This window comes from Candidatus Symbiopectobacterium sp. NZEC151 (assembly GCF_025962655.1).
Lineage (GTDB): Bacteria > Pseudomonadota > Gammaproteobacteria > Enterobacterales > Enterobacteriaceae > Symbiopectobacterium.
The window spans coordinates 544,639-568,291 of the sequence record NZ_JAGFPE010000001.1; the positions used below are offsets into that span (position 1 = coordinate 544,639).

A 23,653-nucleotide genomic window follows, 5' to 3' on the forward strand; every position below is an offset into this window, starting at 1 on the left:
TCAGGCGGACAAAAGGGTGTTGATGTCTTCTTCTACGGTAGTAATCGCGCACATACCGAATTTTTCGTTCAGCACGGCCAGCAGGTTATCCGTCAGGAAGCCGGGGGCAGTAGGACCCGTTCTGATGTTTTTCACGCCCAGCGACAGCAGCGTGAGCAGAATGACGATGGCTTTTTGCTCAAACCAGGAGAGTACCAGGCTCAATGGCAGGTCGTTCACGCCGCAACCCAGTTTTTCCGCCAGTTTCACGGCCAGAATAATGGCTGCGTAGGCATCGTTGCATTGACCGACATCGAGCAGACGCGGCAACCCTTCCAGCGTGCCAAAATCCAGCTTGTTAAAACGGTATTTGCCGCACGCCAGCGTCATGATCAGGCAGTCATCCGGCACGCTACGGGTGAAATCGGTGAAATAGCTGCGCTCGCCGCGGCTACCGTCACATCCCCCCACCAGGAACACGTGACGCAATTTGCCTTTAGCCACCAAATCGATCACGGTATCCGCAGCGCCAAGCAGGGTCTCACGTCCGAAACCAACGGTGATGTTGTGCTCGATTTCGCTGTACGGGAAACCGGCCAGGCTTTGTGCCTGAGCAACGATCTGGCTGAAATCATCCCCTTCCAGATGGTTGACGCCCGGCCAGCCAACAATACTGCGCGTCCAGATACGATCGCCGTAGTTTCCGACATACGGATCGATAATACAGTTGGATGTCATCACGATAGGGCCAGGGAACTTGGCAAATTCAACCTGCTGGTTCTGCCAGCCGCTGCCGTAGTTACCCACCAGATGCGAGAATTTTTTCAACTCGGGATAGCCGTGCGCAGGCAACATTTCACCGTGGGTGTAAATATTGACGCCAGTGCCTTCGGTCTGTTCCAACAGCATCCGCAGGTCTTTCAAATCGTGACCGGAAATCAGAATAGCTTTGCCTGCCACCGGGCGCACGTTCACCTGGGTCGGATGAGGATGACCGTAGGCGTCGGTTTCACCTTTATCGAGGATCGCCATCACGTTGAAGTTCATTTTGCCAATCGCCATGGCATTGTTCAGCAGCGTGTCCATGTCGCTCGGCTGCGTGCCCAGCCAGGCCATCAAAGCGTGGAATTCGGCATAGATAGCGTCATCGTATTGGCCGAGTACGTGGGCATGCTCCATATAGGCGGCGGCCCCTTTCAGACCGTACAGGCACAGCATACGCAGACCGTGCAGGTCGGCACCAATCGTGGCTTTATCATGATCCAGTGCGAATTGGCTGGCCTGTTGTAGCAGGGTCGGAATATCGTTGCCCGCCAGTTGCAGTTCAGACAGGGGATGGTCAACGCGGGCATCCGCTTCGAGCAGACGGCAGCGCGTTTTCAGTCCGTGACGCAGTTGGATTGCTTCTTGTGCGTAACCGATAATTCTTTGCGAGTCGAAGTTGACGTTGGTCAGCGTAGCGAAGAAAGCGCGAGGGACGAAGTTATCGACCGTATGGTCGATGATATCCAGCGAACGGGCTTTTAGTGCCCAGGCAGATAAACCTTGCAATACCGCGACCAGCAGGTCTTGCAGATCGGAGGTTTCAGCGGTTTTGCCGCACATGCCTTGCGCATAGGCGCAACCGTTTCCAGCCGGGGTACGGATTGTTTGCTCACATTGCACACAAAACATAACGTTATCCTTTTTTTAAAGTTGCATTTGGAATGCTTGTTTTGAAGCATAGTGATTTCGCCTCGAGTTAAAAAGGCTTTTTACATGCAATTTTAGGTAAATTTGATGTAGCGCAATTTTCATCTTGGCGGATGAAAATACGTCTCAATTCAGATTGTTCGCGCAGAGGGAGACAGTAAAGCCTACTTTATGAAAGGGGCTGTTAAGGCTTTCACGTAGAGTACCTGCCACTCAATAATCTGTAGCACAGGAGTTCTGTTGCATATGCTGGATGTTAGCTCTCAGGGGAACCGTGTTTGTCAGCAGTATGAAAATCTTGCTCAGTCATCATCGTCGAGCTTATCGACATCCTCCACATTGACCCGCCAGATCGTCAATATTGACAGCTTACCGGTGGAAATGATCCAAAAAATTGCGACCTACCTTCCAACCACTGATTATGACCATTTGAGAGTAACGAATCGGACGATTTGCGATGCCCTGATATCGATCAACAGTATGCACACTGCGTTGGCGGAAAAACCTCTTTATGGTGCACAAGGCGCATACTACAAAATTTGTGCAGAGGCTAAACATCTTGCGGCCCGTTGTCGTAGATTGACCGAGTGTGAAATCACAACGTTGCTGAACATACGCGTGCAACCAGATTTTACTATAAACAGGGCTATTTCGGTTCAGTTCCAATACCCGATAGACGATTTGACGTTGAACGATGGCATCATGGAGATCGTGGAGGCATTTTGCAAAAAGCTGACGACGATGGTCATGCACCAGAAACCGTCATCGTGCCCGGCGCTGCGCTACCGGTACCAATATAATATCAGCATTGAGATGCGCACCTTTGATGCGCAAGCCGAAGTGATTTTTCAGGCGAGTAACCTTTGCACATTATCCCAACTCAGTGATTTTTATGCCTGTGCGTACCAACTCTATAATGAACTAGCGATTCCGCAACGCATTTACCTGACCACAATGATGGTCAAATTACACCGGTTTTGGCGCGCGCACCCGCCCGCCAACCTTGACAGGCAGGAGGTCGATAACACCATTCGATCTTATGTGACGCTGCTGCGTTCAGGCAATGATGTGCTGGCGTACTGTAAGGCTGCGAAGAGAAACTCGTCTGGTGAAGCAAGTTCGAACCCGTAAGGGATCACAGAAAAGGTATCTGCCGGATGACACTGGCGTCGGGGTAAAGCACGCTGGTTAAGGTATACAATGAAAACAGCGCTGTGCAGTTGTGCAGCCCAAACATCAGGAGGTGTGCATGTACCTTGAAAGCGTGGAGGTTGTTGGATTCCGCGGCATCAATCGTCTGTCACTGGTACTGGAGCACAATACGGTCTTGATTGGGGAAAATGCTTGGGGCAAGTCGAGTCTCTTGGATGCCTTGTCTCTGCTGCTGTCGCCGGCATTGCCGCTGCATCACTTTTCTTTGCAGGATTTCCACTTTACGCCCGGCGATGAAGCGAGTCGGGAACATCACTTGCAGGTTATCTTCACCTTCTGTGAAAGCGGCGTCGGGCATCACCTTGGGCCGCGATACCGTGGCCTGGTGCCGGTTTGGGTCAGGGGCGAGGGGCGATTACAGCGCATTTTCTATCGTCTGGAAGGTGAAGTGGATGAAAGCGGTGCGGTGTGCACCTGGCGCAGTTTCCTTGACGCTGATGGGCAACCGCTGGCGCTGGACAACATTGATGCGCTGGCGCGTGAACTCATTCGTTTGCACCCGGTGTTGCGGCTACGCGATGCGCGTTTCACCCGGCGCAAACGGGTTGACGTCGCGCCGTTGCCGGTGCGCGAGAGTAATAGCGACGACCTGACCCAACACCTGAATCAACTGATGCAGGAACTGACCCGCAACCCGCAGCGGCTGACCGATCAGGATCTGCGTCAAGGGATGGTGGCGATGCGGCAACTGCTGGAGCACTATTTTTCCGAGCAAGGGGATGAGGGCTTCACGCCGCGCCATCCCCGCCACGCGCGCGCGCACAACGGAAAATCCTGGCGCTCTTTGGATAATATCAACCGGATGTTGAGCGATCCCAATAGCCGCAGCCGTCGTATCATTCTGCTCGAACTGTTTTCAACGCTGTTGCAGGCGAAAGGCGCGGTATCGCTGGATACGGAATCGCGTCCGCTATTGCTGGTAGAAGATCCTGAAACCCGATTACACCCGATCATGCTGTCGGTGGCCTGGGAGTTGCTGATGCATCTGCCGTTGCAAAAAATCACCACCACCAATTCCGGCGATCTGCTGTCGTTGGTGCCGGTGGAGCAGGTGTGCCGCCTGGTGCGGGAGTCCTCGCGGGTGGCGACTTACCGTATTGGCAAGCAAGGGATGAATCCTGAAGACAGCCGTCGTATTGCATTCCATATCCGCTTTAATCGCCCCTCATCGCTGTTTGCACGCTGCTGGCTGCTGGTTGAAGGCGAAACGGAAGTGTGGATGCTTAGCGAACTCGGCCGCCAATGTGGGCATCACTTTGAGGCAGAAGGGGTGCGCGTCATTGAATTTGCACAATCCGGGCTACGCCCGCTGCTGAAATTTGCGCACCGCATGGGCATTGAGTGGCACGTGCTGGTGGACGGCGATGACGCGGGTAAAAAATATGCCGCCACGGCGCGCAGCCTGCTGACCCAACAGGGCGAAACCGATCGCGACCATATCACGATGCTTTCTGCCCCCGATATGGAGCATTTTATGTATCGCAATGGCTACAAGGATGTTTTCCATCGCATTGCACAGTTGCCGGAAAATGTGCCGCTCTCAGCCGCAAAAGTGATTGTGAAAGCGATTCACCGTGCCTCAAAACCGGATCTGGCCATCGAGGTAGCAATGGCTGCCGCTGAACGCGGCAATGACGCCATTCCTGTCTTGATTCGCACACTTTTTTCACGCGTACTCTGGTTGGCGCGAGGGCGGGCCGATTGAGCCGATCCGCGCTCAGATAAGCTAAAATAAAAATGCCGGTCGTGAAACCAGCATTTTCTTCTGTGATAATGAGGAGCGTATTTCAGACCACCGCTAGGCAACTGCCTCGGCTACCAGCGGGACGATCAAACTGGCATGATTTCCTTTGGGCCCTTTGTGAACATCAAATCTGACCGCCTGGCCTGCCTTCAGCGTGCGATAACCGTCCATTTGTATCGTCGAGTAGTGGGCAAAGATATCTTCGCCTCCCCCTTCGGGACAGATAAATCCAAAGCCTTTGGCATTATTGAACCATTTAACAGTACCTGTCTCCATGCATTTACGTCCTTCGCAAGAGTGTTATCAAAACGAGAGGTTAGGTTATTTGGTCGACATGAATGCGAATTGATTAAAACCCCGTCAATTCACCTGTACACTCTAGTGAAATCGAAAAGAGCGTCAAGCCATCCCACAGGGGCAGCACAGGGCAGTTTGTCAAAGTTTGATGCAGGTAACGCAATTGATGATTTTGGTGCAGGGTTGTTGCTTCAATACGTGTGCTGTTACCGATGACATCACCGGACGATTTCTTGCTTCTTGGCAACACAGTGCGCGTGCAGGTGATAAAATAAAGAGTAAATGGCTGATGTGGGACACTCAGCATGGTGTCGCATTAATGAAGATGGATGAATAATGAGTAACCGCAGTAGGGTGATTGAAAATAAGTGGATGCAGGCTATCCACGATGATGCAACGTCGGGGATACGTATGGAAAGCCGCCCCTGGACGCATTCTGACAGCGATCTGCTGGAAAAACCGCAGCAAAAATTGCAGCCGCCATCGCTGTATAACGTGATTTTAAACAATGATGATTACACCCCGATGGAATTTGTTATTGACGTTCTGCAAAAGTTCTTTTCTTATGATATTGAACGCGCAACGCAACTTATGCTGACGGTTCACTATGAAGGGAAGGCTGTCTGTGGTGTTTACAGTGCCGATGTGGCGGAAACTAAGACGGTGCAAGTGAATCGCTACGCAAGGGAAAATGAGCACCCGTTGCTCTGTACGCTGGAAAGGGCCTGAAATCAGGTAATTTATTGTGGGGAGGCGCCTATGCTTAATCAAGAACTGGAACTCAGTCTCAACATGGCTTTCGCCAGAGCGCGTGAGCGCCGCCACGAGTTTATGACCGTGGAGCATTTGCTACTGGCGTTGCTTAGCAACCCGGCAGCGCGCGAAGCGTTGGAAGCATGCTCGGTGGATTTGGCCGCATTGCGCCAGGAACTGGAAACGTTCATCGAACAGACCACCCCGACGTTACCGCAAAATAATGAAGAACGTGAAACGCAACCGACGCTAAGTTTTCAACGCGTATTGCAACGTGCCGTGTTTCACGTTCAGTCCTCTGGCCGCAGTGAAGTCTCTGGTGCCAACGTGCTGGTGGCGATCTTCAGCGAGCAGGAATCGCAAGCGGCTTACCTGTTGCGTAAGCACGATGTGAGTCGACTGGATGTGGTGAACTTCATTTCCCACGGCACGCGCAAAGAAGAGCCCGGTCAGGCTCCTAACGCGGAAAACCCTGTCAACGAAGAGCCGGTAGGCGGGGAGGATCGCATGGAAAACTTCACCACTAACCTCAATCAATTGGCTCGCGTTGGCGGTATTGACCCCCTGATTGGTCGTGAAAAAGAGCTGGAGCGCACCATCCAGGTACTGTGCCGTCGGCGCAAAAACAACCCGCTGCTGGTCGGGGAGTCTGGCGTAGGGAAAACGGCCATTGCTGAAGGTCTGGCCTGGCGCATCGTTCAAGGCGACGTGCCGGAAGTAATGGCCGGTTGCACGCTCTATTCCCTTGATATCGGTTCGCTGCTGGCGGGCACCAAGTACCGGGGCGATTTTGAAAAACGTTTCAAAGCGCTGCTCAAACAGTTGGAACAGGATCAAAGCAGCATTCTGTTTATTGATGAAATCCACACCATCATCGGTGCGGGTGCGGCGTCTGGTGGACAGGTCGATGCAGCCAATTTGATCAAACCGCTGCTCTCCAGCGGCAAGATTCGGGTTATCGGTTCTACCACTTACCAGGAATTCAGCAATATCTTTGAAAAAGACCGTGCCCTGGCGCGTCGTTTCCAGAAAATCGATATTACTGAGCCCAGCGTTGAAGAGACCGTGCAAATCATCAATGGGCTCAAACCGAAATATGAAGCTCACCACGACGTGCGTTACACGGCCAAAGCCGTGCGCGCCGCCGTTGAACTGTCGGTTAAATACATCAACGATCGCCATCTGCCGGACAAAGCTATCGATGTGATCGATGAAGCTGGCGCGCGCAGTCGCTTGATGCCTGCCAGCAAACGCAAAAAAACGGTGAACGTTTCAGATATTGAATCGGTGGTGGCGCGCATCGCCCGCATCCCCGAGAAAACCGTGTCTGCCAGCGATCGCGATGTGCTGAAAAACCTGAGCGATCGCCTGAAGATGCTGGTGTTCGGTCAGGATAAAGCTATCGAAGCGCTGAGTGAGGCTATCAAGATGAGCCGCGCCGGTTTGGGCAGTGAGCGCAAGCCTGTCGGCTCTTTCCTGTTTGCCGGGCCGACCGGGGTTGGGAAAACCGAAGTCACCGTACAACTGGCCAAGGCCATGGACATCGAGCTTCTGCGCTTTGATATGTCGGAATACATGGAGCGCCATACCGTAAGCCGCCTGATCGGTGCGCCTCCGGGCTACGTGGGTTTCGATCAAGGCGGATTGCTGACGGACGCGGTGATCAAGCATCCGCATTCGGTGCTGCTGCTCGATGAAATTGAAAAAGCGCACCCGGACGTCTTCAATCTGCTGTTACAGGTGATGGATAACGGTACGCTGACCGACAACAACGGCCGCAAGGCCGATTTCCGCAACGTGATTGTCGTCATGACCACCAATGCGGGTGTGCAAGAGACCCAGCGCAAATCGATTGGCCTGATTCAACAGGACAACAGCAGCGACGCGATGGAAGAGATTAAAAAGATCTTCACGCCGGAATTCCGTAACCGCCTGGACGGCATCATCTGGTTCAACCATCTGTCAGCGCAGATTATTCAGCAGGTGGTGGATAAGTTTGTCGTGGAACTGCAAGCGCAGTTGGACGCCAAGGGCGTGTCGTTGGAAGTCAGCGAAGATGCGCGCAACTGGCTGGCAGGAAAAGGCTATGACAAGGCGATGGGCGCGCGGCCTATGGTGCGTGTGATCCAGGAAAACCTCAAGAAGCCGCTGGCAAACGAACTGCTGTTTGGGTCGTTGGTGAACGGTGGCTCGGTGAAGGTGGAACTGGACAGCGCGACGCAAGCGTTGACCTATAGCTTCCACAGTGCGCAAAAGCTAAAAACGGAAGGGACTGTGCACTGAGTGTGTCACTGAGCGGTAAAAGCAAAAGCAGTGCGAAAGCACTGCTTTTTTATTATCAAGCATAAACAGATGCATTCAAAACACCGAACGCATCATTGTGAATCAGTACTGAATTGAGCTATCAGCAAAGCGATTCATGTATTAACTGATCGGACTTTTGACAACGGTCAGTGACTGGGTTGTTCGCACAGACTCAATGACAAATGCATCATTTATTGGTCTGATATAACCAAATATCATGGCATGTACAAGTCTATTGTCAGGTTCATTCGGAAGGGGTAACTCATAAATTATCAATTGCAATCGTGTGCCTATAATGACCAGTTCACCATAATAGAAAGAAGGATCAAGCAAACTAATATGCATTTGGGAATCAAAGGATTCAAGCTCGATCACTGTATCCCCAAGTACCGAGGGAGTAACATCTAAAAATTTTCCACTTAATACAAACTGTCTCGAACCATAAGGTGCTTCCGGATGCTCATAAGTCGCTATTCCTGAAAAAGATTGCCCACCTTGTGCCGAGTAATATAATTGAGCTCTTAAACTTACAGGTATTAAAGCCCAATTCAGAGGCTGAACTGTACTCATGATAATGATCCTCATAATTGATTTCGTAATGCCATAGAATATGCACAGCATGCTGTATGATCTGAATGTTTTTCTAACTATTTTCTTTTATTACCATCTATTTCGTGATGAAAATCTAAATGGTGAAATTATTCTTTTACGTTGATGATTTTATTTTAGCTCTCTTGCCCCCACGCTACGGTGAGTGATTCCGTCGAACGTACTCGGTGGTAAATAGGATCACCGCCAGGGGTTGCGAGTTCCCCATTAATAACAGTGTGTAAGATTTGAACTCCATTTGGGTCGTATTCTTGGAACAATCTTATCTGTATGACAGAGTCTTGAATAACAAAATCTGCGTAAGTGATGAGGGTAGAATAAATGTCAAAAATAAACATCAAACCATGAAGTGTTTTGAAGTCGACAACCGTGTTTCCGAGTACAGGAGGTTCGGACTCTAAAAATTTACCGGTAAGAACGATTTGCCGTCTTTCGAACGGTTCTGAAAAATTAGTATACTTCACTATTCCCGCTAATGATTGCCCGCCAGTTTCGCTAAAATAAATTTTCCCTTCCATTTGAATAGGTATGTTACCGGAAGAGTTTAGTGGGTTTATACTCATGATAAATATCCTCATCGAAAAAATATTGGTGGCTAACTATTCTAGTACTCGCATGGTTCTGTTTGATACGGATGGTATTGATAGGTAAAGTCCATACGAAAAAAAGCAGGCGCAAGTATAGTTTGTTTGATTATTATTATCTTGTGAGGCTTTTCAGGTGTTTTATCATATTAATATGAAAAAGAATAACAGAGGGAAAAAGGAATGCAAATTTTCAAGGGGAGGAATAAAGTAAATATTCTATAGCAGAGAAATCATTTAACAGATAACGGATAATAGAATAACAATAACAGTTACCAATGGTTTGATAATTCGGCAATAAAAATGAATTTTATGAATGTGTCTTGGTGTGTTCCTGTTTAATGGATAAACAGTAGCTGGGTATTTCGGGGATTCGTTGGTATGCAGAGTAAAGCAAAAACCCTCTCCTGAAACAGGAAAGGGCACATAAGGCGGGTACATCCTCAGGTGTCGCAGCGTTAGCGACAGGAGAACCGATTAACGGCTACGGAAGACAATGCGGCCTTTACTCAGGTCGTACGGGGTCAGCTCTACAGTGACTTTGTCACCCGTCAGGATGCGGATATAGTTTTTACGCATTTTACCGGAGATATGAGCGGTAACCACGTGTCCGTTTTCCAACTCAACGCGGAACATGGTGTTAGGCAGTGTATCAAGCACGGTGCCTTGCATTTCAATATTGTCTTCTTTGGCCATCGAATCCTCTAGGTTTAACTACCTTTACTTTTTAACGGGCACGATAATGCCGAAAAACCGGCATTATGTAAAGGATCGTTGATCATCTCAACCGCAACTTTCGGATAAGAAGGGCGCAACGGCATGCTTATTCCCCCCCGATTGGAGCCAAAGGAAGGGCTTGCGGATGCCAACTGGATGCTGCGAGTGGGACGTCCTGCAACGCGCGTAGCGCCGTCAGATACCTCGCGCGCGACACCTCTGTGGCGCCAAGAGAAGCCGTGTGGGCGTTTAGCACCTGACAATCGAGTAACTGCCCGCCGCAGCGCATAAAATGCGTGACAAGGGCAACCAGGGCGCATTTAGAGGCGTTGTCGCGGCTGCTGAACATCGACTCGCCACAAAACAGCTTTCCTTGCGCAATGCCGTACAGTCCACCCACCAGTTCATCGTTGTGCCAGACTTCGATGGAGTGCGCATGCCCCTGCTGATGCAGTGTGCAGTAGGCGGCAATCATCTCTGGGCTGATCCAGGTTCCTTCCTGACGCGCGTGAGCGCAGGCGTGTATCACCGCAGCGAACGCGTAGTTTAGCGTGATGTGAAAAGGTTGCTTACGCATGAACTTGTGCAGGCTACGGCTGATATGCAGCGCCTCAGGATGCAATATTGCGCGGGGATCCGGAGACCACCACAGAATGGGATCACCGGGCGAGTACCAGGGAAAAATACCGGCTCGATACGCCGCCAAGACTCTGGCAGGCGATAGGTCTCCGCCAAAAGCCAATAAGCCGTTGGGATCTGCCAACGCTTTTTCCACCGGAGGAAACAGCGTGGTATTGGGTGACAGTTGAAATAGCTGCATCATGCCTGCCGGGTGGCGTGTTGATGGAACTGCCAATAGCGGCCGCGTGCTGCCAGTAGATCGGCATGGCGACCCTGCTCAACCAGGCGACCATTATCCAGTACGCAAATACGATCCAGAGACGCCAGATCGTGCAAGCGATGGGTAATGATGAGAACCGTTTTGCCGTGGGTGTGTTCACGCAGTAGATGCAGTATTTTCTGCTCGGTATCGGCATCCAGCCCTTCGGTTGGTTCATCCAGCAACACCAAGGGGGCAGGGTGGAGTAAGGCGCGAGCCAGCCCCAGGCGGCGTTGTTCCCCGCCGGAGAGTTGACGCCCGCCTTCACCAATCCAGGCATTAAGGCCCTCTGACGTTTCCAACAGATTGCCTAATCCAACTTGTTCCAGTTGTTGGCTCAGTTGGGCATCGCTGGCCTGCGGTGCAGCCAGCAGCAGGTTGTCACGCAGTGTGGCGCTAAAAATATGTATCCGCTGTGGCACCACGCTCATCATGCCGCGCAGCGCCGGTTCACTCCACTGTGCGAGCGGCAGGCCGTTCAGGGTAATGTCCCCGGCGTCGCAATCCCAGGCGCGGGTCAGTAATTGCAATAGCGTTGATTTGCCACACCCGGTACGCCCCAGCAGCGCAATGTGTTCGCCCGGCGCGATATCCAGCGTAATGTCCTGTAATACCGGCAGCGGTTGTCCCGGATAGGTGAAACTTACCCGCTGTAATGACAGCGTTGCCGTCGCGGTTGAGGCTGAGGAGGGGGTTGTCGTTGTGAAAACCACCGCAGGCTGCTGACGTAAAATCTGGTCAACGCGCGTGGCTGATGCGATCACCTGGCCCATGTGTTGAAACGCACCGGTAACCGGGCCTAACGCTTCGAACGCGGCCAGTGCGGCAAACACAAACAGGGCAATCAACGCCCCCGGTTGTGTGTCACCGCCGATCCCCGCCGCTGCCAGCCAGAGCATGGCGGTAACGGTAAAACCGGTGCAGAGCAGCATCAGTGCCTGCGACAGGCCCGTCAGACGCGCCTGCCGCTGCTGCTGCGTCAGCCAGGCCTGTTCCGTGTCGGTGAGCAGGCGGCGAAAGGCGGCTTGTGCGCCAAACAGGGTTAATTCGGCTTGCCCCTGTAGCCAGGTGGTTAACTGGGTGCGATAACGCGAGCGCAACAGCGTGAGGTGGGTACCAATCGGTTTGCCTGCACGATAAAACACCGGCGGTAGCAAGGCTAACAGCAGCAGCATAATGGTGCCGAGGGTCAATGCCAGCGAGGTGTCCAGCCAGCTCAGTCCGTAAGTGACCGCCAGAATCACCACCAGCGCGCTAACCAACGGCGATATGACGCGTAAGTAGAGGTGATCGAGCGTATCAACATCGGCAACCAGACGGTTTAGCAGGTCGGCCTGACGAAACTGGGCGAGCCCGCCCGGTGAAAGCGGAAGCGTACGCGAAAAGGTAAAAACACGCAGGTGTTGCAGTACGCGGAAGGTCGCGTCATGACTCACCAGACGCTCGGCATAGCGCCCGGCGGTACGCAGGATCGCCGCACCGCGCACGCCCGCCGCAGGCAGCATGTAGTTGAAGGTCATCAATCCGGCAAGGCCCGCCAGTGACGCCCCAGCGAGAAACCAACCGGAGAGCGTCAGCAACCCAATACTCGCCAGCAGTGTGATAATGGCAAGCACTACGCCGATGCTGAGCCGCCAAATGTGGCGACGATATAGCAGGAGAAAGGGTTTCAGTACCTGCAATGGGGTATTCTGCGACATATTAGTAAGCTCCCTGACGCTGCGCCAGAAGATCGGCAAACGGCCCTGGCTGTTGACTCAGCGTGTGGTAGTCACCCTGCTGCGCCAGTTGGCCTTTTTCCATCACCCATACGCTGTCGTAATGGCGGGTGTCATCAAGGCGATGCGTCACCAGCAAGGTGGTTTGCTGGCGTGCGGCGTTTTCCAAGGCGTGCATGACGCGCTGTTCACTGTGTGAATCCAGACTGGCCGTCGGTTCATCCAGAAGGAGTAACTGCGAGTGCTTTAACAAGGCCCGTGCAACGGCAACGCGTTGCGCCTGCCCGACAGAGAGTCGCGCTGCGCCATCACCCACCACGGTATCAAGACCCTGTGGCAACAGGGGCAGAAACTCGTGCACGTAAGCGTGTTCCACCGCCTGTTGCAGCGCGTCCTCGCTAGCGTGTGGATTCCCCAACAGAATATTGCTGCGCAGCGTTTCTTCTGGCAAATGCGGATTTTGTCCCAACCAACTGAGGTGTTTACGCCATGCATTGGCATCCAGCGTATGCAGTTCCTGCCCGTTGATACACAGCGAGCCGCGATAGGGTAAAAAACCGAGCAGCACGTTAAGCAATGAACTTTTACCTGCACCGCTCACGCCGACCAGCGCTACCCGCTGTCCCGGCTCGAGCGTAAAGGTCAGCGGTTCGGTTAACGCAGTGCCAGTGGGCGATAGCACCACCAGTTGGTCAGCTCGGATGGCAATGGTTTCCGCGTCAAAAGGCTGTGTGCCGAGGCCGACCTCTTCCGCTTCCGCAGTAAGAAAGCTCACCAGCGATTCCGCTGCGCCGACCGCCTGCGCTTTTGCGTGATAAAATGTGCCCAGATCGCGCAACGGCTGGAAAAACTCGGGGGCGAGAATCAAGACCAGAAAGCCGGCAAACAGGGTGACGCCGGTACCATAATGGCCGAAATTCAGCTCGCCAAGGTAAGAAAAGCCGAAATATACCGCGACGACCGCGATGGAGATAGAGGCAAAAAACTCCAGTACGCCGGAGGAAAGGAATGCCATGCGCAGCACTTCCATGGTGCGGCTGCGAAAATCTTCCGACGCCCGGCGAATGTCATCCACTTCTGCCGCCCCGCGATGAAACAGTCGCAACGTCTCCATGCCGCGCAACCGATCGAGAAAGTGACCGCTCAGCCGCGCCAGTGCCAGAAAATTACGGCGGTTGGCATCCGCAGCCCCCATGCCGACCAGCGCCATAAACAACGGGATCAGTGGGGCAGTCACCAGCAAGATAAGCGCTGCGGCCCAGTTGATGGGAAACACCGCGGCCAGAATCAACAGCGGAATCAAGGCGGCAAGGTACATTTGTGGAAGATAGCGCGCATAGTAATCCTGCATATCTTCGACCTGCTCTAAAATCAGCGTGGCCCAACTGCCGGCCGGCTTTCCCTGCACCCAGGCGGGACCCAGGCGCTGTAATTTCTCCAGCACCTGATGGCGAATTTGTCGCCGCACTGCCTCACCACAGCGAAAGCCTACCTGCTCGCGCAACCAGTGGTTGAGTGCACGTGCGGCGAACAATCCAACCAACAGCATGAAGGGGGTGACAAGTGCCTGACGCGGCACGTGCTCAATAATCAAGGCGTGCAACAATGTCGCCAACACCCACGCCTGTGCCACGATCAGCAGGCCGCTTACCAACCCCAGCAGTAAAGAGAGGCGGAGCCAGCGTTGTGCCAGTTTGCTCTGTTGTTTTAGCCAGCGTGCAAGTTGTTGCTGTCGAGTCTGTTTCATAGAGTACCGGGCTGCGCTATAGAAAGGGGAACACCCAAAAGGCCAACCTTTATGTAACTGTTATATAACAAAAAGCGGGCAGGTATTCAGCGTAGACTCATGTTACCGCGCTAAAGTGCAGGTGCAAACCAAAAGGAGAGAGAAAATGCGGGGAGAGATCAATTTTGCCAAAAGGGAGCCAGAATAACCCCCGTATTCAGGTGGGACGATCTGAATACGGAGGAAAGGGCAGCAGATTATCGGGTCGCGAGGCCATCCAGATAGCGCTCTGCATCCAGCGCGGCCATGCATCCCGTACCGGCCGAAGTAATGGCCTGACGGTAGATATGATCCATCACGTCGCCTGCGGCAAACACACCAGGGATGCTGGTTTGCGTGGCGTTGCCGTGGATACCGGACTGGACCTTGATATAGCCGTTTTCCAGCGCCAGTTGGCCGTCAAAAATGGCGGTGTTGGGGCTGTGGCCAATCGCGATAAATACGCCAGCCAGCGCCAGCTCTTCGCTCTCATCCGTGTGGGTGTTACGAAGACGAACGCCGGTCACGCCCATGTCATCGCCCAATACTTCGTCCAGCGTGCGATCGGTGTGCAGCACAATGTTACCGTTCTGCACTTTGTCCATCAGACGATCGATCAGGATTTTCTCTGCGCGAAAGCTGTCACGACGGTGGATTAAGTGAACTTGTTGCGCAATGTTGGACAGATAAAGCGCTTCTTCTACTGCGGTATTGCCGCCACCGACTACGGCAACGCGCTGGTTACGGTAAAAGAACCCGTCACAGGTTGCGCAGGCAGACACGCCTTTGCCTTTGAATGCCTCTTCGGAAGGCAGACCGATATAGCGAGCAGAAGCACCGGTCGCCACGATCAAGGCGTCACAGGTATATTCTTCACTGTCGCCAAACAGACGGAACGGACGCTGTTGCAAATCAACACGCTGAATGTGATCGAAGATGATCTCGGTGTTGAACTTTTCGGCATGAGCGTGCATGCGGTCCATCAGCAACGGCCCGGTAAGCCCTTCCGCGTCGCCCGGCCAGTTTTCCACTTCCGTCGTGGTCGTCAACTGCCCGCCTTTTTCCATGCCAGTAATCAATACCGGATGCAGGTTGGCGCGCGCGGCGTACACCGCAGCGGTATAGCCCGCAGGGCCAGAACCTAGAATCAATAGCTTGTGGTGCTTGACGGTACCCATGTGTTCCTCTTTTTTGCAACGGTCTACTTAACGCCGATTGTAAGGAAATTACCGGGCTAAAAAAAGTAGGCAGCAAAATTGTTACCTATTTGTTTAATCGGTTGCGCCAATAACCCATACAATTCACTGATAAGACAGCGTCATTTATTAGCAAAATGATTGAAAATGGTCTTACCGAGCGAGCAGTAGGGTTTTATTTGGCAGTTTCTTCTGATTTTCATTGTTTTGCTTTGACAATCGGCTACCGTTTTGCGAAAACATCTAAGGAAGAGGAAACTATTTGTATGTGAATGGTTGAAAGCTCGGTTTTTCTTTATGTTGTGGCTTTTACCGTGCGACCCGATGAGGGTGCGTTTATAACAGGACAGACAGGGTGTTATAAACGCAGGGATGACATCGTGGTACGCCGTGGCGGTGAAAGGAAAGTGACGTAAAGCGACCCTTGATATACCAAATAGACAGCGCGTCTTCTTTTAGGGCTGCTCTGATACATTGATGTGGGTCGGAGTGTAGCAAGGGCAAGGACGTAGTGAAGAGAGACAATAAGAATGGTAGACACAAAAAAACGACCGGGAAAAGATCTTGATCGCATCGATCGCAATATCCTGAATGAGCTACAAAAAGACGGCCGAATCTCCAACGTGGAACTTTCCAAACGCGTGGGGCTTTCTCCTACGCCGTGTCTGGAACGCGTGCGCCGCTTGGAGCGTCAGGGTTTTATCAATGGCTACACCGCATTGTTGAACCCGCATTACCTCGACGCTTCACTGCTGGTGTTTGTGGAGATCACGCTGAACCGCGGTGCGCCTGATGTTTTTGAGCAGTTCAACACTGCCGTGCAGAAACTGGAAGAGATTCAGGAGTGTCATCTGGTCTCCGGGGATTTCGACTATCTGCTGAAAACACGCGTGCCGGATATGTCCGCTTACCGTAAGCTGCTGGGTGAAACCTTACTGCGTTTGCCGGGTGTGAACGATACCCGTACCTACGTGGTGATGGAAGAAGTAAAACAGAGCAATCGTCTGGTGATCAGAACGCGCTAAACGCAGGGGTGCAAAGCCCGCTAATTTCAGCTACACTCCTGTGAATATATACAGTCACAGCGCCGAGTTCGCCTCGGCGTTTTGTCATGAACATGAACAGGACCCCTGGAGAGACGCTTGAGCCAGGAATACACCGAAGACAAAGACGTGGCGCTGAAGAAACTCAGCGGCAGTCGTCGTTTATTGGAAGCGATTTTAATCGTTGTCGCGCTATTCGCCGTTTATTTGAGCGTAGCGCTGTTAAGTTTCAGCCCGTCTGACCCGAGTTGGTCACAAACTGCCTGGCATGAGCCCATTCATAATCTGGGCGGTGGCGTCGGCGCGTGGCTGGCCGATACGCTGTTTTTCATCTTTGGCGTGCTGGCTTATGCCATTCCGCCGATCATGCTGTCGCTGTGCTGGGTGGCCTTTCGCCAGCGCGATAATCAGAGCGATGTCGATCTGTTTACTCTGTCTTTGCGCCTGATTGGCACCTTGGCGCTGATCCTGACGTCCTGCGGTCTGGCAGCACTCAATGTGGACGATCTCTACTATTTCGCTTCTGGCGGCGTGCTGGGCAGTTTGCTGAGCAGTTCAATGGTCCCGCGTTTCAACAGCATGGGCGCTACGCTGATTCTGCTCTGCGTCTGGGCGGCGGGCTTGACGCTGTTTACCGGTTGGTCATGGTTGACCATTGCGGAAAAGATCGGCGGGGCCGTATTAGGCTGTCTGACGTTCTTCTCTAACCGTTCGCGCGCAGAAGAAAACTACCGTGATGACGATTTGCACGACAATGCGGATCGGGAGAGTGAACAACCCGATACGTTAACCGCATCAACGGAGGCAATAACAGAAGATGTGGATGCGGATGATATATTGCTGGCACCGGCGCCGCGTGAGCGCGCCGCTGATGAAACAGGGCAAAACAGCACGCTGAGCGTCGCTGATGATCACATCACGCCGGTGCAGGAATCGGCTCCGGTTGATACGGTGCCAGACCCAGTGACTGCGCCCAGCGCATTCAACCCTGCGACGCCAGCAACCGCCGTCAGCCACGACACCACTGCGCCGGATTCATTGCCGCCGCTTTACGCGTTTGAATTGCCACAGGCGGCTACGCGGGAAAATACCCCGTTCCCCGCCTTTTCGCCCTCGCCGGTGCCCGATCGCGATCGCACGCCGCCGCTGGGCGCTATGCATGAACTGGGTGCTCCCACCGTGGCAACGGCTACGCCTGCGTCTACCGATATCGTGTCCTTTATGCCCGCTTTTACGGCCGCTGGGGAGGATAATCCTCAGGTGAAACAGGGGATGGGGCCGGAATTGCCGCGCCCAAATCCGGTGCGGATTCCTACCCGGCGTGAACTGGCGTCCTATGGCATCAAGTTGCCCTCGCAGCGTCAGGCGGAAGAGCAAGAGCGAGAAGCGCAACGTCAGGTTCAGTCCCAGCCTGAAATCGGCGAAATGGCAGCGCCAGACGCTGCTGACGTTGACGAGGCCGCACAAGAGTCCGCCTTGCGCCAGGCTTATCTGGAGCAACAAGAGCAGCGCTACGGCGAGGACTATGCCGAACGCGAGCAGGATGAAGAGGCGCTGTTGCAGGCACAATTGGCGCAGGCGTTTTCTCAGCAGCAACAGGCGCGTTATGAGGCCAGTGCAGCGCCAGATAGCCCGAGCGCAACGCCAGTCGTCGAGCCGATAGGTACCAAAGAGGCGGCCTCACTCAGTGCGGCGGCGGCCTTTGTCGCCGGTGTCGCTGAGGATGCCGATGCGGATGAACCGGTGTTCTCGTTCTCGCCGTTTAACGATTTGGTGGATGAATCGCCTAAAGAGCCCCTGTTTACCCTGTCGCCTGCCGATGTGGCTGAGCCCGAGCAGGCCGCCGTGCCCCCGTCGCCCACATGGCGTGCGGTGACCGACGACGATGATCGACCGGCAACGCACGCGCATCCGGTGACGGCGTCCCAACATGATGAGCAGTCCGCGTATGAGGATGAGCCGCAAAGCGATGCCGCGCCGTCATTGATGGATAGCCTGATTCATCCTTTCCTGATGCGTAACGATCAGCCGCTGCAAAAGCCAACCACACCGCTGCCGACGTTGGAGCTGCTTACGGCACCACCGGAAAACGAAGCCCCGGTTGACCATTTTGAGCTTGAACAGACGGCGCGTCTGATTGAAGCGCGTCTGGCGGATTATCGCATCAACGCCAGCGTGGTGGGGTACGATGCAGGGCCAGTGATTACCCGTTTTGAGCTGGATTTGGCTCCCGGCGTGAAAGCCGCGCGTATTTCCAACCTGTCACGCGATCTGGCGCGCTCGCTGTCGGTTGTGGCGGTGCGCGTGGTGGAAGTTATCCCCGGCAAACCGTATGTCGGGCTGGAACTGCCGAATAAACTGCGCCATACGGTTCATCTGCGCGAAGTGCTGGATTGCAAGGCATTTCGTGATAACCCGTCGCCACTGGCGGTGGTGCTGGGCAAAGATATTGCCGGTCAGCCGGTAGTGGCCGACCTGGCGCGGATGCCGCATCTGCTGGTGGCCGGGACGACAGGATCGGGTAAATCTGTCGGCGTGAATACCATGATTATCAGCATGCTGTACAAGGCAACGCCGCAAGATGTGCGCTTTATCATGATCGACCCCAAAATGCTGGAGCTGTCGGTCTATGAAGGTATCCCGCATCTGCTGACCGAAGTGGTTACCGACATGAAAGATGCGGCGAATGCGCTGCGCTGGTGCGTCGGTGAAATGGACCGCCGCTATAAGCTGATGTCGGCCTTGGGCGTGCGCAATCTCGAAGGCTATAACGAGCGGGTGAAAGCGGCGGAAACCATGGGGCGTCCGATCCCTGACCCGTTCTGGAAACCCGGCGACAGCATGGATACCACACCGCCAGTGCTGGAGAAATTACCTTTTATCGTGGTGATGGTGGATGAGTTTGCCGATCTGATGATGGCGGTTGGCAAAAAGGTGGAAGAGCTGATCGCTCGCCTGGCGCAGAAAGCGCGCGCGGCCGGTATCCATCTGGTGCTGGCGACGCAACGGCCTTCCGTGGACGTTATCACTGGCCTCATCAAGGCCAATATTCCGACGCGTATCGCCTTTACCGTGTCGAGCAAGATTGATTCGCGCACCATTCTCGATCAGGGCGGTGCAGAATCGTTGCTGGGGATGGGGGATATGCTGTATATGGCACCAAACTCCTCCATTCCGGTGCGCGTGCACGGCGCGTTTGTTCGCGATCAGGAAGTCCATGCCGTGGTACTGGACTGGAAAGCGCGTGGGCGTCCGCAGTACATTGACAATATCACCAGTGCCAGCGACGACGGCGAAGGCGGTAATCTGGAGTTTGGCGGTGATGAAGATCTGGATCCGCTGTTCGATCAGGCGGTGGCCTTTGTGGTAGAAAAACGGCGAGCCTCCATTTCTGGCGTGCAACGTCAATTCCGCATCGGCTACAATCGTGCCGCGCGCATTGTGGAACAGATGGAAATGCAAGGCATCGTCAGCGCGCCGGGGCATAATGGCAACCGAGACGTGTTGGCGCCGCCACCCATGGACTGATGCCATTTACAGACAATTCGCCTACCGAAGCGCGTGATTCTCTGGCAATAGTTATGGGTAGCACGACGAGCAGTACGACAGGTGCAAAGTACGATAGTCAGATCGCGATGGCGGTCTTTTGAATCGACAGCAAAGGATGTAAATAATGAGAACAGGCTTAGTGGCAGGCGTGCTGATCGCCGGGATGACGTCCAGCGCGGTCTATGCTGATGCGGCGAGCGATTTACAGAGCCGACTGAATAAAGTGAACAGCTTCCACGCGACGTTCACCCAGAAAGTCACTAGCGCTGAAGGGACGGCGGTGCAGGAAGGTCAGGGCGAACTCTGGCTGAAACGCCCAAATCTGTTCAACTGGAAGACCACCGCGCCGGATGAAAGCGTGCTGATCTCTGATGGCAAGACGCTGTGGTTCTACAACCCGTTCGTTGAACAGGTGACAGCGACCTGGCTGAAGGAGGCCACGGGCAATACGCCCTTTATGCTCATCACCCGTAACGATGCCAGCGAATGGGGCCAGTATAACGTGCGTCAGCAAGGGGATGACTTTGAGCTAACGCCGAAAGCGGCCAAGGGCAATCTGAAACAGTTTGCCATCAACGTCAATGCCAGCGGCACCATCAAGAGCTTTGTCGCGACGGAGCAGGATGGACAACGCAGCAGTTATACCCTGAAAAACCAGCAAAACGGCGCTGTGGATAGCAGCAAGTTCACCTTTACGCCGCCGAAAGGCGTGACGCTGGACGATCAACGGCAGTGAGGCCATCGTGAGTAACCTGTCGCTGGATTTTTCGGACAATAGCTTTCAGCCTCTGGCCGCACGTATGCGGCCCGCTACGTTGGCGCAATATATCGGTCAACAGCATCTGCTAGGCGCGGGTAAGCCCTTGCCGCGAGCGATAGAGGCGGGGCAGTTACACTCCATGATTCTATGGGGACCGCCGGGCACCGGAAAAACCACGCTGGCAGAACTGATTGGCCACTATGGACAAGCCGACGTGGAGCGGATCTCTGCCGTGACCTCCGGCATCAAGGAGATTCGCGAAGCGATAGAGCGTGCGCGACAGAATCGCGATGCCGGACGCCGTACCATCCTGTTCGTGGACGAAGTGCATCGCTTCAACAAGAGTCAGCAGGATGCCTTTCTGCCGCACATTGAAGACGGCACCATCACCTTCATTGGCGCAACCACCGAAAACCCTTCCTTTGAGCTTAATTCGGCGCTGCTGTCGCGTGCGCGCGTCTATTTGCTGAAGGCGCTCACCGCAGAAGATATCCAACAGGTGTTGCAGCAGGCGATGACCGATAGCGCGCGAGGGTTTGGCGGGCAGAACATCGTATTGCCACCCGAGACGCAGCGGTTGCTGGCTGAACTGGTGAACGGCGATGCGCGGCGCGCATTGAACAGTCTGGAAATGATGGCGGATATGGCCGAGGTCGACGCGCAGGGCAACCGAGTGCTGACACCTGAATTGCTGCACGAAGTGTCGGGCGAGCGTAGTGCGCGCTTCGATAACAAAGGCGATCGTTACTACGACCTCATTTCTGCACTGCATAAATCGGTGCGTGGATCGGCACCTGATGCCGCACTGTATTGGTATGCTCGTATTATCACCGCCGGTGGCGATCCGCTCTATGTTGCACGGCGTCTGTTGGCGATAGCCTCCGAAGATGTGGGCAATGCCGATCCGCGGGGAATGCAGGTGGCGATCGCTGCCTGGGATTGCTTCACCCGTGTGGGTCCGGCAGAGGGCGAGCGTGCTATTGCTCAGGCGATTGTCTATCTGGCCTGTGCACCAAAGAGTAATGCGGTCTACACCGCGTTTAAAGCGGCGATGCAAGATGCCAGAGAGAAACCGGATTACGATGTGCCGGAGCACTTGCGTAATGCCCCCACCAAACTGATGAAAGAGATGGGGTTGGGTGCCGAATACCGCTACGCCCATGATGAACCCAATGCGTATGCCGCGGGTGAGGACTATTTCCCTCAAGCCTTAGCGCAAACGCGCTACTATCAGCCAACGTCACGGGGTCTGGAAGCCAAAATTGGTGAAAAGCTGGCCTGGCTGACTGCACAGGATCAAAATAGCCCGACAAAACGCTACCGCTGAACTGGGCGTTGCGGTAAGGTTATAAGGTTCTTTTCTGCCGCGCGACGGGTGTCGCGCAACGTAAAATTTCACCAAAAAACATTAAAACAGGATTAGCATGCTCGATCCCAATTTACTGCGTAATGAGCTAGACGCAGTTGCCGAAAAGCTACTGGCTCGCAGAGGTTTTAAACTGGATGTAGACACGCTGCGTCAACAAGAAGAACGCCGCAAAGTGCTACAAGTAGAAACGGAAAGTCTGCAAGCAGAGCGTAACTCCCGATCGAAAGAGATCGGTGCGGCTAAATCTCGTGGTGAAGATATTGAACCGTTGCGCCGCGAAGTGAATACCCTGGGTGAAAAGCTGGATACGGCCAAGGCCGAGTTGGATGCGTTGCAAAATGCCATTCGTGAGCTGGCGTTAACCATTCCGAATATGCCGGATGACGCTGTGCCGCTGGGTAAAGATGAGCACGATAACCAGGAAATCAGCCGCTGGGGTGAGCCACGTCAGTTCGATTTCCCGGTGCGCGATCACGTTGATTTAGGCGAACTGGCAAAAGGCGTTGATTTCGCCGCAGGCGTTAAACTGACCGGCGCGCGTTTCGTTGTCATGAAAGGGCAGATTGCTCGCCTGCATCGCGCACTGTCACAATTTATGCTGGATCTGCATACCGAACAGCACGGCTACCAGGAAGCCTACGTGCCTTATCTGGTTAACCACGCCACGCTGTACGGTACCGGCCAGTTACCGAAGTTTGGTGAAGACCTGTTTCATACCAAGCCGTTGGACGAAGAAGCGGAAAGCAGCAATTATGCCCTGATCCCGACGGCGGAAGTGCCGTTGACCAATCTGGTGCGTGACGAAATTCTGGACGAAGACACACTGCCGATCAAAATGACGGCGCATACTCCGTGTTTCCGTTCTGAAGCGGGCTCTTATGGCCGTGATACCCGTGGTCTGATCCGTATGCACCAGTTTGACAAAGTGGAACTGGTGCAGATTGTGCGCCCGGAAGACTCCATGGATGCGCTGGAAACGCTGACGACGCATGCGGAAACCGTGCTGCAACTGCTGCAACTGCCGTATCGCAAAGTGTTGTTGTGCACCGGTGACATGGGTTTTGGCTCAACCAAAACCTACGATCTGGAAGTGTGGCTGCCAGCGCAGAACACCTACCGTGAAATCTCTTCTTGCTCCAACATGGGCGATTTCCAGGCTCGCCGCATGCAAGCGCGCTGCCGCAACAAAAGCGACAAAAAAACTCGCCTGGTGCATACGCTGAACGGTTCCGGTCTGGCGGTTGGACGTACACTGGTTGCCGTGCTGGAAAACTATCAGCAGGCGGACGGGCGTATCGCGATTCCTGATGTGCTGCGTCCTTATATGGGCGGGCTGGAGTTTATCGGCTAAACACCCTGTTTCTCCGCTGTTACAAGCGCCCTTCGGGGCGCTTTTTGCATTATGGCCGCGCGATATCACAAAACGTGCGGACCGAGATTGCCCTCGTTGACTTTTAAACGCGCAGTGGCATGATGCGCACA

18 protein-coding genes are annotated in these 23,653 nt (G+C 53.9%); 9 read left to right on the forward strand and 9 right to left on the reverse strand.

The genetic code is table 11. From position 1 onward, the window contains the following. Entirely contained in the window at positions 1–1,653 is a 1,653-nt protein-coding gene (gene hcp / locus J5067_RS02575; RefSeq protein WP_264650364.1) for a hydroxylamine reductase, read from the reverse strand. 264 nt (positions 1,654–1,917) lie between these two features. Here hcp and J5067_RS02580 point away from each other — a divergent pair, with 264 nt between their 5' ends. Continuing rightward, positions 1,918–2,802 carry a hypothetical protein gene (locus tag J5067_RS02580; protein WP_264650365.1) on the forward strand — a complete coding sequence of 295 codons (885 nt, stop codon included), beginning with the start codon at positions 1,918–1,920 and terminating at the stop codon, positions 2,800–2,802. Between the two features lie 118 nt (positions 2,803–2,920). Continuing rightward, complete coding sequence (locus tag J5067_RS02585) at positions 2,921–4,588, forward strand: ATP-dependent endonuclease (protein WP_264650366.1); 1,668 nt, start codon at positions 2,921–2,923, stop codon at positions 4,586–4,588. A gap of 93 nt (positions 4,589–4,681) precedes the next feature. On the opposite strand, the gene cspD is transcribed toward J5067_RS02585, so the two are convergent. Then, positions 4,682–4,903 (reverse strand): cold shock-like protein CspD, encoded by a 222-nt coding sequence (gene cspD / locus J5067_RS02590; RefSeq protein WP_252318527.1) that lies wholly within the window; start codon positions 4,901–4,903, stop codon positions 4,682–4,684. Positions 4,904–5,260: 357 nt separating this feature from the next. Here cspD and clpS point away from each other — a divergent pair, with 357 nt between their 5' ends. Beyond that, positions 5,261–5,653, forward strand: a complete 393-nt coding sequence (gene clpS, locus J5067_RS02595; protein WP_264642225.1) for an ATP-dependent Clp protease adapter ClpS — start codon at positions 5,261–5,263, stop codon at positions 5,651–5,653. A gap of 30 nt (positions 5,654–5,683) precedes the next feature. After that, positions 5,684–7,960 carry an ATP-dependent Clp protease ATP-binding subunit ClpA gene (gene clpA, locus J5067_RS02600; RefSeq protein ID WP_264642226.1) on the forward strand — a complete coding sequence of 759 codons (2,277 nt, stop codon included), beginning with the start codon at positions 5,684–5,686 and terminating at the stop codon, positions 7,958–7,960. A gap of 141 nt (positions 7,961–8,101) precedes the next feature. Here the strand turns inward: clpA and J5067_RS02605 are convergent, their stop codons facing one another. The 7 genes from J5067_RS02605 to trxB form a co-directional block, all read right to left on the reverse strand. Then, positions 8,102–8,551, reverse strand: a complete 450-nt coding sequence (locus tag J5067_RS02605) for a hypothetical protein (RefSeq protein WP_264642227.1) — start codon at positions 8,549–8,551, stop codon at positions 8,102–8,104. Positions 8,552–8,706: 155 nt separating this feature from the next. Continuing rightward, positions 8,707–9,153 (reverse strand): hypothetical protein, encoded by a 447-nt coding sequence (locus J5067_RS02610; protein ID WP_264628578.1) that lies wholly within the window; start codon positions 9,151–9,153, stop codon positions 8,707–8,709. A 498-nt stretch (positions 9,154–9,651) separates the two neighbouring features. Further along, positions 9,652–9,870, reverse strand: coding sequence for a translation initiation factor IF-1 (infA, locus tag J5067_RS02615; protein WP_002211347.1), 219 nt, complete (start codon positions 9,868–9,870; stop codon positions 9,652–9,654). Between the two features lie 127 nt (positions 9,871–9,997). Next, positions 9,998–10,711: a leucyl/phenylalanyl-tRNA--protein transferase gene (aat, locus tag J5067_RS02620; RefSeq protein ID WP_264650830.1), complete on the reverse strand. Its 714-nt coding sequence runs from the start codon at positions 10,709–10,711 to the stop codon at positions 9,998–10,000. Continuing rightward, on the reverse strand, positions 10,711–12,471 hold the full coding sequence (gene cydC / locus J5067_RS02625; protein ID WP_264650367.1) for a cysteine/glutathione ABC transporter ATP-binding protein/permease CydC: 1,761 nt from the start codon (positions 12,469–12,471) through the stop codon (positions 10,711–10,713). The genes aat and cydC overlap by 1 nt, the downstream gene beginning before the upstream one ends. 1 nt (position 12,472) lies before the next feature. Beyond that, a complete protein-coding gene (cydD, locus tag J5067_RS02630; protein WP_264650368.1) occupies positions 12,473–14,236 on the reverse strand; it encodes a cysteine/glutathione ABC transporter permease/ATP-binding protein CydD in 1,764 nt (587 codons plus the stop codon). A gap of 236 nt (positions 14,237–14,472) precedes the next feature. Then, entirely contained in the window at positions 14,473–15,432 is a 960-nt protein-coding gene (gene trxB, locus J5067_RS02635; RefSeq protein ID WP_264642230.1) for a thioredoxin-disulfide reductase, read from the reverse strand. Between the two features lie 548 nt (positions 15,433–15,980). Between trxB and lrp the strand changes: the two genes are divergently transcribed. The 5 genes from lrp to serS all read left to right on the forward strand — a co-directional run bounded on the left by lrp (position 15,981) and on the right by serS (position 23,522). Continuing rightward, a complete protein-coding gene (lrp, locus tag J5067_RS02640) occupies positions 15,981–16,475 on the forward strand; it encodes a leucine-responsive transcriptional regulator Lrp (RefSeq protein WP_196906846.1) in 495 nt (164 codons plus the stop codon). A gap of 117 nt (positions 16,476–16,592) precedes the next feature. Continuing rightward, positions 16,593–20,021 (forward strand): DNA translocase FtsK 4TM domain-containing protein, encoded by a 3,429-nt coding sequence (locus tag J5067_RS02645; RefSeq protein ID WP_264650369.1) that lies wholly within the window; start codon positions 16,593–16,595, stop codon positions 20,019–20,021. Between the two features lie 145 nt (positions 20,022–20,166). Next, positions 20,167–20,778 (forward strand): outer membrane lipoprotein chaperone LolA, encoded by a 612-nt coding sequence (gene lolA / locus J5067_RS02650; RefSeq protein ID WP_264642232.1) that lies wholly within the window; start codon positions 20,167–20,169, stop codon positions 20,776–20,778. Positions 20,779–20,785: 7 nt separating this feature from the next. Then, positions 20,786–22,129, forward strand: a complete 1,344-nt coding sequence (locus J5067_RS02655) for a replication-associated recombination protein A (RefSeq protein ID WP_264642233.1) — start codon at positions 20,786–20,788, stop codon at positions 22,127–22,129. A gap of 97 nt (positions 22,130–22,226) precedes the next feature. Next, entirely contained in the window at positions 22,227–23,522 is a 1,296-nt protein-coding gene (gene serS, locus J5067_RS02660) for a serine--tRNA ligase (protein WP_264650370.1), read from the forward strand. Positions 23,523–23,653: the final 131 nt, after the last annotated feature.

Excerpts from the sequence above, each read along its gene's own strand:
- hcp (WP_264650364.1), bottom strand. The coding sequence starts at position 1,653 with ATGTTTTGTGTGCAATGTGAGCAAACAATCCGTACCCCGGCTGGAAAC.
- J5067_RS02580 (WP_264650365.1), top strand. The coding sequence starts at position 1,918 with ATGCTGGATGTTAGCTCTCAGGGGAACCGTGTTTGTCAGCAGTATGAA.
- J5067_RS02585 (WP_264650366.1), top strand. The coding sequence starts at position 2,921 with ATGTACCTTGAAAGCGTGGAGGTTGTTGGATTCCGCGGCATCAATCGT.
- cspD (WP_252318527.1), bottom strand. The coding sequence starts at position 4,903 with ATGGAGACAGGTACTGTTAAATGGTTCAATAATGCCAAAGGCTTTGGA.
- clpS (WP_264642225.1), top strand. The coding sequence starts at position 5,261 with ATGAGTAACCGCAGTAGGGTGATTGAAAATAAGTGGATGCAGGCTATC.
- clpA (WP_264642226.1), top strand. The coding sequence starts at position 5,684 with ATGCTTAATCAAGAACTGGAACTCAGTCTCAACATGGCTTTCGCCAGA.
- J5067_RS02605 (WP_264642227.1), bottom strand. The coding sequence starts at position 8,551 with ATGAGTACAGTTCAGCCTCTGAATTGGGCTTTAATACCTGTAAGTTTA.
- J5067_RS02610 (WP_264628578.1), bottom strand. The coding sequence starts at position 9,153 with ATGAGTATAAACCCACTAAACTCTTCCGGTAACATACCTATTCAAATG.
- infA (WP_002211347.1), bottom strand. The coding sequence starts at position 9,870 with ATGGCCAAAGAAGACAATATTGAAATGCAAGGCACCGTGCTTGATACA.
- aat (WP_264650830.1), bottom strand. The coding sequence starts at position 10,711 with ATGCAGCTATTTCAACTGTCACCCAATACCACGCTGTTTCCTCCGGTG.
- cydC (WP_264650367.1), bottom strand. The coding sequence starts at position 12,471 with ATGTCGCAGAATACCCCATTGCAGGTACTGAAACCCTTTCTCCTGCTA.
- cydD (WP_264650368.1), bottom strand. The coding sequence starts at position 14,236 with ATGAAACAGACTCGACAGCAACAACTTGCACGCTGGCTAAAACAACAG.
- trxB (WP_264642230.1), bottom strand. The coding sequence starts at position 15,432 with ATGGGTACCGTCAAGCACCACAAGCTATTGATTCTAGGTTCTGGCCCT.
- lrp (WP_196906846.1), top strand. The coding sequence starts at position 15,981 with ATGGTAGACACAAAAAAACGACCGGGAAAAGATCTTGATCGCATCGAT.
- lolA (WP_264642232.1), top strand. The coding sequence starts at position 20,167 with ATGAGAACAGGCTTAGTGGCAGGCGTGCTGATCGCCGGGATGACGTCC.
- serS (WP_264650370.1), top strand. The coding sequence starts at position 22,227 with ATGCTCGATCCCAATTTACTGCGTAATGAGCTAGACGCAGTTGCCGAA.